Below are 14,491 nucleotides of genomic sequence, written 5' to 3' on the forward strand. Positions count from 1 at the left end.
TCGCCTCTTAACTCAGTGAATGCCTGACAAGGTAAATAATTAACGCCAGCCAGATCAGCCCAACCACGACCAGCCAGCCTGCCATCTTTTTGCCGCGCGAACGCTGAGACTGTGCGCGTTCGCTGCTGCTGATGCGCACCTCTTGTGGCAGCAGCCGCAACAGAATCATGACGCCCGTGGGAATAATCACCGCGTCATCCAGCAGACCAACAAACGGGATCACATCCGGGATGAGATCGATCGGGCTGACCCCATAAGCAACCAGTCCCAGCATGCCCAGCTTGTTCCACCAGGGTGTGCGCGGATCGCGAAAGGCGAACCACAGCACGAACACATCTCTTTTGATCAGCGTCGCCCAGCGGCGCAGACGCGAAACTATCATGATCACTGCCTTATCGTTTATTCTGGTCAATTATAAATATATTATCAATTTCACTTTTAAGCCAGTCGCCTTCATGATCATGACTCAACGACGAGGAGTGACCATCATGACCGAACTGAGCATCCCTAAAACGCATCATCCCGTTACGCTCTGGTTCCCTGGTCTGCTGCTGACGGCTGCGATTGCCGGGGCAGCCAGCTGGCTGGCGCAGCAACCGGCGATTGCAGCAGCAGGGCTGGGTTCACTGACCCTGGCGATTATGCTGGGGATTCTGGTTGGCAACAGCGTCTATACACCGCTGGCGTCGCGCTGCGACAGTGGCGTGGTGCTGGCTAAACAGAAGCTGCTGCGACTGGGGATCATCCTGTTTGGCTTCCGCATTACCTTACAACAGATTGCTGACGTCGGTTTAAGCGGCATCCTGATTGATGCGCTGACGCTGAGCAGCACCTTTTTTGTGACCTGCCTGCTGGGCATCCGGCTGCTGAAGCTGGATCGCGATACCGTCTGGCTGATTGGCGCAGGCAGCAGTATCTGTGGGGCTGCGGCCGTACTGGCGACCGAGCCGGTGGTGAAAGCGGCGTCGTCAAAAGTTGCCGTGGCTATCGCGACCGTGGTGCTGTTCGGCACCCTGGCCATCTTTATCTATCCGCTGATGTGGCCGCTGGCGCATCACCTGTTTCCGGGGCTGAGTGCCGCGCAGTTTGGGGTCTTCACCGGTTCCACTATTCATGAAGTCGCGCAGGTGGTAGCCGCCGGGCACAGCATCAGCCCGGAGGCTGAGAACAGCGCCGTGATTGCCAAAATGCTGCGGGTAATGATGCTGGCGCCGTTCCTGCTCTGCCTGAGTGCGGTAATCCGCGGCAAACGCAACGCGAGCAAAGCGCGTCAGCCAGTGACCTTTCCCTGGTTCGCCCTGCTGTTTATCGCGGTCGCGCTGTTTAACTCGCTGCAGCTGTTGCCTGCGGCGTTGGTGGCCACGCTGAATGAGCTGGCGGGTCTGCTGCTGGCGATGGCGATGGCCGCGCTGGGCTTAACCACCCGTTTCGGGGCATTGCGTGAGGCGGGCGTTAAACCGCTATTGCTGGGCGCGCTGGTGTTTGTCTGGTTGATTGCGGGCGGCGGCACCATCAATCTGCTGGTGCAACATTTCATGGGCTAGCGGCATCGGGTATCATGCCGTTTCACCCGTGCATAGCCCCAGGAGAAAGGCATGAAATATATTGGCGCACACGTGAGTGCGGCAGGTGGTGTGGATCAGGCCGTGATCCGCGCCCATGAAATAGAAGCCACCGCCTTCGCCCTCTTTACTAAAAATCAGCGTCAGTGGAAGGCCGCCCCGCTCTCCACAGAGGTGATTGATGCTTTTCGCGCCGCCTGCGAGACGTACAAATTCAGTTCGCAGCAAATCCTGCCGCACGACAGTTTTCTGATTAACCTCGGTCACCCGGTTGAAGAGGCGCTGGAGAAATCCCGCGCGGCCTTTATTGATGAACTGCAACGTTGTGACCAGCTCGGCCTGACACTCCTGAACTTCCATCCCGGCAGCCATCTGCAACAGATTGATGAAGAAGCGTGCCTGAAGCGGATTGCGGAGTCGATCAACATCGCGCTCGATCAGACACAGAACGTGACTGCCGTCATTGAGAATACCGCGGGTCAGGGCAGTAACCTGGGTTTCCGCTTCGAGCATCTCGCCACTATTATTGAGCATGTCGAAGATAAGTCGCGCGTCGGCGTCTGCATTGATACCTGCCATGCGTTTGCCGGCGGTTATGACCTGCGCACCGAAGCGGACTGCGAAGCGACCTTTGCAGAGTTTGATCGCATTGTCGGCTTTAACTATCTGCGCGGCATGCACCTGAACGATGCCAAAAGCGCCTTTGACAGTCGCGTTGACCGCCATCACAGTCTGGGTGAAGGGAATATCGGTAAAACGGCGTTTAGCTGGCTGATGAAAGATCCGCGGTTTGATGGTATCCCGTTGATTCTTGAAACTATTAATCCTGATATCTGGAAAGATGAGATTGCCTGGCTGAAAGCCGAACAGCAGGGATAGAAAAAGGGAGCCAGCTGGCTCCCTGAGATTTTTGACAGAGTCTGGCCTGGTTGCTGTAAGACTGAGCTTGCACAGGGAACACGGTCAGACCGGAAAGACGCAAAATCCGTCATCCATGACACGCTCGGCCCGCGCGATTACGCACCTCATCCCTGAGGTGCGCCCGTTGCCGGACCAACGCGTTGCGTTGTTCAAAAACGCCTGGCGTTTTTATCCGGGCGGCGGGACGCTTTCCTCCTCTGACCGTGTTCCCTGAGTTTTAGCTAATTCATCGCTGCCAGATGCACCCTGATAAGAATTTGTGAGTAGTCTGAGGAAGCCAGCTGGCTCCCTGGCCCGCGATGCTTTACTCCAGTCGTATGCTCCCGTCGCTTTAATTTCGGGAACCGTCTGTAAAAACAAACAGGGAGCCATCCGGCTCCCTGTTTGTTTTTACTTCAGCAGATTATGCACTTCAGCACATCAGGCTTTCGCCAGCTGCTCTTCCGGACGTTTCAGAACCGCATAGCTCAGACCTGCAATCGCGGTGCCGATGATAATCGCCATCAGATAACCGATAACCGGCGTAATTGCGCCAGGGATCAGCAGGACGAACAGTCCACCGTGCGGTGCCATCAGTTTTGCGCCAATCGCCATGGAGATCGCGCCGGTAACCGCGCCGCCGACGATGCAGCAAGGCAGTACGCGCATCGGGTCACGGGCAGCGAACGGAATCGCACCTTCAGAGATAAAGCAGAGACCCAGAACCAGTGCCGCTTTACCGCCTTCCTGCTGACCTTTGTTGAATTTACGACGGGCAACCAGCGTAGCCAGACCCATCGCCAGCGGTGGCACCATACCGGCGGCCATGATGGCGGCCATCGGTGCATACGTCTGCGAACTCAGTAAGCCGACACCAAATGCGTAAGCCACCTTGTTCACCGGCCCACCCATATCGGTACACATCATGCCGCCCAGAATGGCACCCAGCAGGACTGCATTCGCCGTACCCATGTTGGCCAGCCAGTGCGTCAGGCCATTCATGATGCCCGCAACCGGTTTGCCCACTACGTAGATCATCAGCAGGCCGGTGATCAGGCTGGCGAACAGCGGAATAATCAGTATCGGTTTCAGCGCTTCCATACTCTGCGGCAGTTTAACTTTGCCGCTGATCAGCTTCGCCGCATAACCTGCAATGAAGCCCGCGATGATACCGCCTAAGAAGCCCGCATTGATGCTGGTGGCGATCATACCGCCAATCAGACCAGGCGTCAGACCCGGACGGTCAGCGATGGAGAAGGCGATAAAGCCGGCCAGCACCGGAACCATCAGGGCGAAGGCGCTGCCACCACCGATTTGCATCAGTGCAGCGGCAAGGGTGCCCTGCTCTTTAAAGGCTGTGATACCAAAAGCGAACGACAGGGCGATGCTCAGACCACCCGCGACCACCATCGGCAGCATGTAAGAAACACCGGTCAGCAGGTGACGATAAGCCCCTGCTCCGCCTTTCTTCTCTTCTTCACTGCTATTGCTCTGCCCGGCCGCTGCCGCTTTGTACGGCTTCGCTTCTGCTACTGCTTTATCCAGTTCCTGCGCGGTTTTCTTCAGCGCCAGACCGGTTGAGGTGCGGTACATTGGCTTACCAGCAAATTTCGCCAGATCGACTTCGATATCAGCAGCGACGATCACCAGATCGGCAGCTGCCACTTCTTCCGGGGTAATCGCATTACCGGCACCCACGGAACCGCGCGTTTCAACTTTCACCCACCAGCCGCGACGGGTCGCTTCAGCCTGAATGGCTTCGGCAGCCATAAAGGTGTGTGCCACGCCGGTCGGACAGGCGGTAACGGCAACCACGCGTTTCGGCGCGCCATTCTGAGCCGGTGCCGCAGCCGATACGCCAGCCGGTGTGGCCACCGCAGCGGTTGCCTGCCAGGTTTTGGCTTCGGCTTTCGCCCGGTTCAGGAAAGTTTCCGGCTCGCGAACTGCCAGCTGGATATCGCCCAGCCAGACCGCTTTGCCGTTCAGCGCCGCATCGTCCGGCACGTTTTTGCCCAGCACGATCGCCAGTTCCGCGTCGGCAGGGTTATCAGTCAGAGTCAGGCCCGCAGCAGGTGCGGCAGCAGCCAGACGTTGTTGCGCCATATAAGCGGAAGCCAGTCCCAGTACAGGGTCTTTAATCAGCAGCGTTTTCATTATCGCTCTCCTGCTGTCAGTTAACGGGTTGTAAGTCGACGCGCGCCATCATTGCGGCCAACTGAGTACGATCGGAAACGCCAACATTGCTCTGGCTGACGGCCATCGCCGCCACGGCCGTCGCAAGACGCAGCGTGTGTTCGCTGGATTCGCGCATCAGCAGGCCATAAATCAGGCCGCCAACCATGGAATCACCTGCACCCACGGTGCTGACGACTTCACACACCGGCGGTTTAGCAATCCATTCACCAGAGGCGTTGACCCACAGCGCACCTTCTGCGCCCAGCGAAATCACCACATGGGCGATGCCCTGCTCGCGCAGTTCGTGCGCCGCACCAATCACATCCTGCAGCGTTGGCAGTTTGCGACCAGCCCAGATTTCCAGCTCACGACGGTTAGGTTTAACCAGCCACGGTGCGGCTTTCAGGCCTGCCACCAGCGCCTCGCGGCTGCTGTCAAAGATGATGCATGGGCAGTGGGTGCGCAGTTCGGTCATCCAGCGGGTAAAGGCATCGTGATCGACACCTTCCGGCAGGCTGCCGCTGACGCAGACCATATCGAACTGGCCCAGCCAGGTCAGCGAGTCGCTCGTAAAACGATCCCAGTCCTGAGCGGTGACCTGAAAACCGGAGAAATTCAGATCGGTCACGTCGCCGGTCTGTTCAGTGAGTTTAACGTTGATACGGGTACGGCCTGGCACCACCTGGAAACGGTTAGCAATGCCCAGCTCGCTGAACAGTTGCTGGAAGCCATCCTGATTCTCTTTACCCAGGAAGCCACCCACGGTGACATCGATACCCAGATCTTTCAGGACCTTCGCAACGTTGATGCCCTTGCCCGCAGCATGCAGCCCGGTGGTTTTCACCAGGTTGACTTCGCCGCGTTCAATTTCAGGGGTATATCCCACCAGATCATATGCCGGATTCAGCGTGATGGTGGCGACGCGTCTGCTCATGATGCCCCCTCACCCAGACCGCTGGTGATCGCTTCTTCAATCGCGTTCAGCGCCTGCTGTGCATCGTCACCGCTGGCGGTGAAGCGCAGGCGATGGCCTTTTTTCACGCCCAGCGCAACCACTTTCATCAGGCTGCGGCCATTGGCAGGTTTACCGCTGCCGTCGAGGTTGGTCACAGTGATGTCGCTGTTGAACTGCTTGATTACGCTAACCAGTGCGGTACCCGGACGGGCATGCAGGCCATGTTCGTTACGGATGGTGTATTCGGCGGTCAGTACCTCAGCCTGCTCATCGACTTCGCTGGTCAGCAGCGCGTAGACGCCTGCCGCATCGGCTTTCAGCAGACGATCGGCTTTGCCCTGCTGTAGTAATGCGCTGAGGTAACCCAGCACTTCCAGCGGACGCTCATCGGTTGCCGACACGCTGATTAGCAGCGCAGCCTGTTCGCCCTGATGCTCGAAGGCATGTTCAGCGCGGCTGATGGCCACGCCACTGCGCAGGTTGCCGAGGCTGCTGTCGCTGAGCCAGATGCCCTGTCCCAGGTTCAGCGGCGTCGTTGAGACCACGTCTGCGACGTAGCTGGCATCCACCACGCCCGCGGACTGCAGCCGACCGGCGTTCATCGCCTGGAGGGTGATCAGATCGCTGGCGGCGACGTTGAGCGTAATTAATGAAGTGTCGAAGCTGAATTCAGCGGCTTGTTTCTCGCCCATCAGCAACGCACGAAGGTCTTCAGCAGAGGCAGTTTTAAGCTGTTCGGCAATGGAGTCATCGCTCAGAACGTGCGTCAGCTGACGCAGCAGCGCCAGATGTTCATCTGACTTAGCAGCAATACCGATAGCGACATAGGCGGTCTGATCGTCGCCCCAGGCAATGCCCTGCGGGAACTGGAACACCTGAACACCGGTTTTCAGCACCAGATCGCGGGTATCGGTGGTGCCATGCGGGATAGCGATGCCGTTGCCAAGGAAGGTGGAGGTCTGCTGTTCGCGCGCCAGCATGCCGTTGACGTAGCCTTCCGTCACATTGCCAGCCGCGGTTAACGCGGCAGCAACCTGACGAATGGCCTCTTCTTTGTTCTGGGCGCTGGCTCCGGTATGGATGGCCTGCAATTCGAGCTGGAACATAATTCTCCTCGCTTGCTGAGATTGAATCGTTTCAGCCAGTGGGGATTTTTTTACGCCATGCTGTTGAAAACAGGTGGCGCAGTCACCGCTGAAACGTTTCAGGGATTGTGGTACAGCAACTTTCCCGAGGCAAGAAAATGCGCAAATGGCGTAACAGATTTTTGACGTTACGCACATTTCGGGGTGGTTAAGGGGAATAAAAAGTGAACAGGCTGACGCAGATGCTGTAAACCAGAGATGAGTGGACCAGAAAGTTCAGCAGCGTCAGCGCCTCAGGGCGCGGTATCTGCTTCGAGTTGCAGCAGATAGGTCATCGCCTGATGGCGCGAATCGCCGCACATGCTGTGTGCAGGTTGCAGACCTGCGCAGACGGCTGGACGCAGGGGTGAGCCAAACAGTTTGCAGCGAAGTGTGTCATCAAGCTGAACACAGGGCGTGTTGGCGGGCTTGCCGTCAGGCATGCCAGGAATCGGCGAGGAGATCGAAGGTGCTGTGCAACAGGCACCGCACTGGCTACGGCATTGCATGCTGTGCTCCGGCAGAGAAAGTCGCGGCGACAATAGCAGTCCACCACACTAATTGCCATGAAAGCCGCGGTCTGACACAAAATTTCGCATCCACGATATTGCCAGTTTTCACCGGCGCGAGTAACGTTGCGCGCACTTCACTCTCAAGATAGCGAGAACAGCAATGCCAAAAGCCAACGAAATTAAAAAAGGGATGGCCGTCACGCACAACGGTAAACTGCTGCTGGTTAAGGATATTGATGTCCAGAGCCCCAGCACACGCGGTGCCGCCACCCTGTATAAAATGCGCTTTACCGATGTCCGCACCGGTTTAAAAGTCGAAGAGCGCTTCAAGGGCGACGAGATTATTGATGCGATTTCGCTCAGCCGCCGCAGCGTGACCTTCTCTTATATAGATGGTGACGAATACATCTTTATGGATGATGAGGATTACACCCCTTACTCCTTTAAACAGGAGCAGATTGAAGAAGAGCTCCTGTTTATCCCTGAAGGCGGCATCCCAGGCATTCACGTACTGACGATGGAAGGTCAGGTGCTGGCGCTGGAACTGCCACAAACCGTAGACATGGAAATCGTGGATACCTCACCCGGCATTAAAGGCGCTTCCGCCAGCGCCCGAACGAAACCGGCCGGTATGAGCACGGGTCTCTCTATCCAGGTGCCGGAATACCTCAGCAACGGTGATCGCATCCGCATTCATATTGCTGAACGCCGCTACATGGGCCGTGCAGACTAACCACTCAACTGCTGCCAGTCGTGATAGTGTTATAGTATTACATTACCACGCTATTCTCAGGCAGGAGCAGGCCCCATGACGCGCGTTAATCTGATTACCGGTTTTCTGGGCAGCGGCAAAACCACGCTGCTCTGCCATCTGCTGGCAGCCAGACCGCCCGAAGAGAAGTGGGCGGTGCTGGTCAATGAGTTTGGCGAGATTGGGATCGACGGTGCACTGCTGGCCGATCGCGGTGCCACCCTGAAAGAGATCCCCGGCGGCTGTCTCTGTTGCGTTAATGGCCTGCCGATGCAGGTCGGGCTGAATATTTTGCTGAAGAGCAAGCCGGATCGGCTGCTGATTGAGCCAACCGGCCTGGGTCATCCGCGTCAGGTGTTGCAGATGTTAAGTGCGCCGGTTTATCAGGCGTGGCTGCAACTTAATGCGACCCTGACGCTGCTGGATGCCCGTCAGCTGTCCGATCCTCGCATCCTTGCCAATGAAAACTTCCGCGATCAGCTCGCTGCTGCCGATATGATTATCGCCAACAAGCGCGATTGCTGGGGTGAGGAGGACCGTCAGCGCCTGGCTGACTGGCAGCAGCAGATGCAGCCTCTGCGTCCATTAATACAGACAGAATTTGGTCAGATCCCCCTTTCCCTGCTTGATACGCCTTATCAGCCACGCGATCTTCCCCTGCCGCATCATCATCATCCGTCTAACCCGACCAGCGGCCTCGCGGCGTTACGACTGGACGGCGAAGCGCGCTGGCGCCGGGCGCTGAACCACGGTCAGGGTTACAGCGCCTGCGGCTGGATTTTTGATGCTGATACGCGGTTTGACAGCAGTGCGCTGCTGGAATGGGTACGCCAGGCACCGGTTGATCGCATTAAAGGTGTGATGCGCACGAAAGAAGGCACTCTGCGTATCAATCGTCAGGCAAATGAGCTGCAGAGTGAAACACTCCCCTCACCGCCATCCGATAGCCGCATTGAGATCATTCATTTTCAACAGGCTGACTGGAATCGACTACAATCGGCATTGTTGAAGTGCCGTTTACGCTGACAGAGGTATTGTCGGCGGTTATTTTTAATAATAATGAGTTTAACTATGCGCGTAACTCGCCTTATTACTATCCTGCTGCTTAATGCACTGGGCGTGATGCTATTTCTGTCATGGTATCTGCCGCCAGAACATGGCTTCTGGTTCGGCGTCGATAAATCTATATTCTATGGCTTCAACAATCAGATGGTGAGCCATCCGCTGTTCGCACTGATCGTCGCTATCACCAATTTTCGTGGATTTGATGCGGTGTCATTGCTGGCAATGGGCCTGCTTTATCTGTCGATCTGGCGACGTGAAACGCCACACGCGCGGCGGCGGATGCTGGCTATCGGTATCACTATGCTGCTTACCGCTGTAGTACTTAATCAGCTGGGCCACCTGTTGCCGGTGAAGCACTCCAGTCCGACGCTGTTCTTCGAGAATGTGCATCGCGTCAGCGAACTCACCGGTATTCCCGCTAAAGATGCCTCGAAAGACAGCTTCCCTGGCGACCACGGTATGATGCTGATTATTTTCGCCTGCTTTATCTGGCGTTATTTTGGTTTTAGCCGCTTCTTAATTGCCACGGCTATTGTGGTGATATTTTCACTGCCGCGCGTCATGGCGGGTGCACACTGGTTTACCGATATTGCCGTCGGTTCAATGTCAGTGATATTAGTGGGTCTGAGCTGGTGGCTATTAACGCCAGCCAGTGACGTGCTGGTAAACTGGTTTTATCGCAAATTACCGGGTAAATATAAGCCCGTGACGTAAATGTTAAGCGCGGACGATTTAATCGGCCTGGTCCTGACCGTCCGCGCTTATAAAAAACAGCCCACCACTATTAGCCTGCTAATTAAATTGACGAAAAGAAAAGGTTATGACCCTGCTGGCTGGTTAAACAGTCACCAATATTCTCTGTCAATAAAGAAAACGCTAAAAACAGAAGCTATGCCCTGAATTGACGCCCCTTTCGCTGCCTGTTCTCATCATCATTTCACCACAATTGTTGTTAAAGTAGTCAGGGTGTTACGGTTTGATTTCACATCAAAAAAACCTATATAAAATTGATTAAAAGCACTCGCCACGGCGTCTGTAATCAGTTAACCTCAGTCGCAGTGAGGCTACAGCGGCAGAAAATTCGGATTTTTTACCGTAAAAATGTGTCCATTAACACATTTTAGTAATTAAGGATTTGTCTTAGGCTGTTTCGCTTATTAATCTCCCTGTTTTGTCATCTGGCTGGCGACAATTTTGTCGTAAGGAAATCGAAGGAAAACCCGAATAATGGTCAAGTCTCAACCAATACTGAGATATATTTTGCGGATCGTGCCCGCACTGGCGCTGGCCACACTCCTCTCAGCTTGTAGCAGTACCCATAGCAGTCAAAACGCGAATAACGAGAATCATGAAGTTAACAACCACAATGGTTTTTTACTTCAGGCGTCTCAGGATGAGTTTGAAGAAATGGTGCGTAACGTCGACGTTAAGTCGCGCATCATGGAACAATACGCCGTCTGGAAAGGTGTGCGCTATCGCCTCGGTGGCGATACCAAACGCGGAATCGATTGTTCCGCCTTTGTACAACGCACCTTCCGCGATCAGTTTGGCTTAGAATTACCGCGCTCGACCTCTGAGCAGCAGGACACCGGTAAAGAGATTACCCGCAGTAAACTGCGTCCTGGCGATCTGGTAATGTTCCGTGCCGGCTCAACAGGCCGTCATGTGGGTATTTATCTGGGTAACGACAATTTTGTTCATGCCTCCACCAGCAGTGGCGTCATGATCTCCAGTCTCAATGATGACTACTGGAAAAAGCGTTACCGTGAAGGACGCCGTGTATTAAGTCGTAACCCGACCTGATTATCACTTTCGATCTTCTCTCAGCCAGAGAACATGAAACGCTGCTTACGCAGCGTTTTTTTTCGTGCCTTATTCTTAGCACCAGCCGCTATATAAGATAAAAGCATTGTATTTCAGATTAATAACGAGACATTTCGGACACTCTCGTTATATTCTCGGTCGCTTAAACCGAAGCAGTCGTGTGCAATAACATAATAATAATTTGATCAGGGGAAGTTCCTCATGCCACTGTCGGGGGCGCTAAGGCGCCATGCCACCTATCCTCGCCGAATCGCATGGAGTAGCGCGATGGTCGGTGGCGTATTCTTTCTTCTGTTTGCCGCCCTGTCATTTCACCAGACCTGGCAGAAGCGCGAACGACAGCACCAGCAACTGCTGGAGAACAGCCGAACAGCACTACAGCAAACACTCTCCAGTCTGCTCATCAGCACCCTCAGTCCTCTGCTTCCGTTCACCCACACTGCCTGTCATACCATTAATCGTGAACTGACCTCGCGCGCCGCGTTTGCCGGTAATCTCCGCGCCATCCTGCTGGTTAACAATGGCAATGCCTTTTGCTCGTCGGCCACCGGCAGTTTTAGTCTGCCGCTTAATGTTATCGCACCCAATAGTGATACCTCACGCGATATTGATCTGCAGCTCATGTCAGGCACGCCGCTTCAGCCAAATAAACCGGCGCTGGGATTGTGGATTAAAAATCCTGGCCGTCAGCAGTCAGGTGTCTTCGCGACGCTGAATATCAGCCTGGCTCCCTACCAGCTGCAGATCTCCGGGCATCCGGAAATTACTGGTATGGCGCTGATGGCGCAAAAGAGTGCCTTAACCAGCTGGCAGCCTGGCGTGATGAAAAATAAAAGTCTGCCGCCGCCGCTGTATCAGCAGGCGCTGACAGGCTATCCGCTGGAGTTTGTGTTGTTCGGTTCGGTTCTGGCGTTCAGTGATTATCAGAATATCCTGCTGTGCAGCCTGCTGCTGTCACTGCTGGTTTCCGGCGGCTGCTGGCTGCTGTTATCTGTTTATCAGCGTCCGGGCAAAGAGCTGATTCGGGGCATGAAGCGCGGCGAGTTTCATGTTGAATATCAGCCGCTGGTTACTTCCCATGATGGTCAGCCTTATGGTATGGAAGCGTTACTGCGCTGGACCCATCCGACCGAAGGCCCGATCCCGCCCGATGTGTTTATTCAGTATGCCGAGTCGCAGAACCTTATTATTCCTCTGACCCGGCATCTGTTTCAGCTGGTTTCACGTGATGCTCACCAACTGTGTCACACCATTCCCCGTCATGCCTGCCTCAGCCTTAACATCTCTGCGTTGCATCTGGCTGACAGCGGTTTCCGGCAGGATGTGCTGCGCTGGCTTGATACCATGCCTGCGGCTCACTTTAATTACGTGTTTGAGATTACCGAGCGCGCCATGGTGCGAGATGAAAACGTCGGAGAACTGTTTGACTGGCTGCATCAGCAGCATATCAACATTGCTATTGATGATTTTGGTACCGGCCACAGTGCGCTGATCTATCTGGAACGTTATGCGTTTGATTACCTGAAAATCGATCGTGGCTTTGTCCAGCGCATCGGCACAGAAACCCTGACCTCGCCGGTGCTGGACACCGTGCTGCAACTGGCGAAGAAGCTGAATCTGAAAAGTGTGGCGGAAGGGGTAGAAACCGGCGAACAGGCCGCCTGGCTGATCCATCGAGGTGTAACCCATCTGCAGGGTTATATCTTCAGCCGTCCGCTGCGACCAGAAACACTGATAGACTATTTCCGGCGTCATAACGCCTGAGACTCTCTGGCCCAAATCGCGCCGGATATTTAACAGGAGAGAGCATGCTTTTTCGCTTAGGATTTCTGCTGCTGTGCGGCCTGTTCAGCGCCCCACTGCTGGCGGCCACGGTCCTGCAAACGTTCGCCTTCACCCAGGCGGGCGAAGCGAAATATCCGCCCGGCTTCAGCCATTACGATTACGCCGATCCCCACGCGCCTAAAGGCGGTAGCATCACTATGGCGGTAGTGGGCACTTATGACAACTTTAACCGTTACGCCTCGCGCGGCAATCCGGGCATTAACACCGGCACGCTTTATGACGGGCTTTACACCAGCTCAGACGATGAACCGGGCAGTTATTATCCGCTGATTGCTGAATCAGCACGCTACGCCAGCGATTTTACCTGGATTGAGATCCGCCTGAATCCCCGCGCCCGGTTTCATGACGGCACGCCAATCACCGCCCGCGACGTAGCGTTCACTTTTCAGAAGTTTATGACCGAGGGCGTGCCTCAGTTCCGCGTCGCCTATCGTGGCGTGACCGTCAGGGCGCTGGACGATATCACGGTCCGCATCGAGGCACAGAAACCGGATAAAGATCTGCTGCTTGGATTACTGACGCTACCGGTTATCCCCGAGTCGTTCTGGCGCGATAAGAAGTTTAACGAGCCGTTAAGCGCACCGCCGCTTTCCAGTGGGCCTTATCGCATCACGCGCTGGAAACTGGGCCAGTTTATTGAGTTCAGCCGGGTAAAAGATTACTGGGCTGCCGATCTGCCGGTGAATCGTGGACGCTTTAATTTTGATCGCATGCGCTATGACTACTATCTGGATGACAATGTTGCGTTCGAAGCCTTTAAAGCGGGTGGCTACGATCTGCGTGAAGAGACATCGGCGAAGAAATGGGCGACCCAGTATCGTGGCCGCAATTTCGACGATGGCAGCATTGTAAAAGAAACCACGCCCAATGAAGCCGCTATCGATACCCGCTGGCTGGCATTCAACAACGAAAAACCGCTGTTCCACGATCGCCGGGTGCGCCAGGCGTTATCACTAATGTTCGATTTCGAGTGGATGAATAAAGCGCTCTATTACGGTGCCTGGCTGCGTGCCAGCAGCTATTTCCAGAATACAGAGTATGCTGCCCACGGGGTGCCGGATGCACAGCAACGGGCGCTGCTCGAACCCTGGCGCGCGCAGTTGCCTCCTGCGCTGTTCAGCCAGCCTTACCTGCCACACAAAACCGATGGCAGCGGCTATGATCGCGCCAGTCTGTTAAACGCGTTTGAGCTCCTGAAACAGGCGGGCTGGCAGATCAAAAATCGCCGACTGGTTAACAATAAAACCGGTCAGCCGTTTACGGTCGAACTGCTGCTGCGCGGTGGCACCAGTACCGAATGGGCATTACCGTTGCAGCACAACCTTGCGCGGCTTGGCATTACGCTGAACCTGCGGCAGATCGACAGCTCACAGTACCTGCGGCGCTGGCGTGAAGGCGACTATGACATGATTGCCACCGTTTACGGGGCGATGCCGATCCCGACCTCCAGTCTGCAGATCCTCTGGCAGTCCGACTACATCACCTCGTCGTGGAATACCGCACGGGTCAACGATCCTATCGTCGATCACTTTGTGAAACAGATTGTCGCGCATCAGGGCGACCCTGCCGCGTTGCGGCCGCTGGCACAGGCGCTGGATCGGGTGCTGCTGTGGAATGCGTATATGATCCCGATGTGGTACAACGCTGAACAGCGGCTGGCGTACTGGGATAAGTTTTCTCACCCTGTCCGCAAGCCTGCCTACAGCACCGGGCTGGAAAACTGGTGGTACGACACTAACAAAGCCGGACGCCTGCCGGCCAGCAAACGCTAAGGAGAT

13 protein-coding genes are annotated in these 14,491 nt (G+C 55.4%); 8 read left to right on the forward strand and 5 right to left on the reverse strand.

Going from position 1 to position 14,491, the window contains the following annotated elements; translation table 11 throughout:
* Nucleotides 1–7 precede the first annotated feature (7 nt).
* A complete protein-coding gene (locus NIM72_RS05955; protein WP_161732208.1) occupies nt 8–382 on the reverse strand; it encodes a YkvA family protein in 375 nt (124 codons plus the stop codon).
* A 106-nt stretch (nt 383–488) separates the two neighbouring features.
* Here NIM72_RS05955 and NIM72_RS05960 point away from each other — a divergent pair, with 106 nt between their 5' ends.
* Both NIM72_RS05960 and nfo read left to right on the forward strand, forming a co-directional pair.
* Nucleotides 489–1,544 carry a YeiH family protein gene (locus NIM72_RS05960; protein WP_161732206.1) on the forward strand — a complete coding sequence of 352 codons (1,056 nt, stop codon included), beginning with the start codon at nt 489–491 and terminating at the stop codon, nt 1,542–1,544.
* A gap of 51 nt (nt 1,545–1,595) precedes the next feature.
* On the forward strand, nt 1,596–2,441 hold the full coding sequence (gene nfo, locus NIM72_RS05965; protein ID WP_253419334.1) for a deoxyribonuclease IV: 846 nt from the start codon (nt 1,596–1,598) through the stop codon (nt 2,439–2,441).
* Between the two features lie 462 nt (nt 2,442–2,903).
* Here the strand turns inward: nfo and fruA are convergent, their stop codons facing one another.
* The 4 genes from fruA to NIM72_RS05985 all read right to left on the reverse strand — a co-directional run bounded on the left by fruA (nt 2,904) and on the right by NIM72_RS05985 (nt 7,225).
* A complete protein-coding gene (gene fruA, locus NIM72_RS05970; protein WP_253419337.1) occupies nt 2,904–4,616 on the reverse strand; it encodes a PTS fructose transporter subunit IIBC in 1,713 nt (570 codons plus the stop codon).
* 16 nt (nt 4,617–4,632) lie between these two features.
* Nucleotides 4,633–5,571, reverse strand: coding sequence for a 1-phosphofructokinase (gene fruK / locus NIM72_RS05975; protein ID WP_161732200.1), 939 nt, complete (start codon nt 5,569–5,571; stop codon nt 4,633–4,635).
* Nucleotides 5,568–6,698, reverse strand: a complete 1,131-nt coding sequence (fruB, locus tag NIM72_RS05980; protein WP_222925210.1) for a fused PTS fructose transporter subunit IIA/HPr protein — start codon at nt 6,696–6,698, stop codon at nt 5,568–5,570. Before fruB ends, fruK begins: the two co-directional genes overlap by 4 nt.
* Nucleotides 6,699–6,970: 272 nt before the next feature.
* Entirely contained in the window at nt 6,971–7,225 is a 255-nt protein-coding gene (locus NIM72_RS05985) for a YkgJ family cysteine cluster protein (RefSeq protein WP_090959387.1), read from the reverse strand.
* Nucleotides 7,226–7,388: 163 nt separating this feature from the next.
* On the opposite strand from NIM72_RS05985, the gene yeiP reads away from it, so the two are divergent.
* The 6 genes from yeiP (at nt 7,389) to NIM72_RS06015 (ending at nt 14,485) form a co-directional block, all read left to right on the forward strand.
* Nucleotides 7,389–7,961, forward strand: coding sequence for an elongation factor P-like protein YeiP (gene yeiP, locus NIM72_RS05990; protein WP_253419340.1), 573 nt, complete (start codon nt 7,389–7,391; stop codon nt 7,959–7,961).
* Nucleotides 7,962–8,036: 75 nt separating this feature from the next.
* Nucleotides 8,037–9,005 (forward strand): GTP-binding protein, encoded by a 969-nt coding sequence (locus tag NIM72_RS05995; RefSeq protein WP_253419343.1) that lies wholly within the window; start codon nt 8,037–8,039, stop codon nt 9,003–9,005.
* A 45-nt stretch (nt 9,006–9,050) separates the two neighbouring features.
* Nucleotides 9,051–9,758, forward strand: coding sequence for a phosphatase PAP2 family protein (locus NIM72_RS06000; RefSeq protein WP_161732194.1), 708 nt, complete (start codon nt 9,051–9,053; stop codon nt 9,756–9,758).
* A gap of 513 nt (nt 9,759–10,271) precedes the next feature.
* Nucleotides 10,272–10,847 carry a bifunctional murein DD-endopeptidase/murein LD-carboxypeptidase gene (gene mepS, locus NIM72_RS06005; protein WP_013358530.1) on the forward strand — a complete coding sequence of 192 codons (576 nt, stop codon included), beginning with the start codon at nt 10,272–10,274 and terminating at the stop codon, nt 10,845–10,847.
* A 222-nt stretch (nt 10,848–11,069) separates the two neighbouring features.
* Nucleotides 11,070–12,632, forward strand: coding sequence for a cyclic di-GMP phosphodiesterase (locus NIM72_RS06010; RefSeq protein WP_222925208.1), 1,563 nt, complete (start codon nt 11,070–11,072; stop codon nt 12,630–12,632).
* Between the two features lie 44 nt (nt 12,633–12,676).
* Nucleotides 12,677–14,485 (forward strand): extracellular solute-binding protein, encoded by a 1,809-nt coding sequence (locus NIM72_RS06015; protein ID WP_253419351.1) that lies wholly within the window; start codon nt 12,677–12,679, stop codon nt 14,483–14,485.
* Nucleotides 14,486–14,491 lie beyond the last annotated feature (6 nt).

This window comes from Pantoea sp. B550, assembly GCF_024158165.1.
Classification (GTDB): Bacteria; Pseudomonadota; Gammaproteobacteria; order Enterobacterales; family Enterobacteriaceae; genus Pantoea; species Pantoea alfalfae.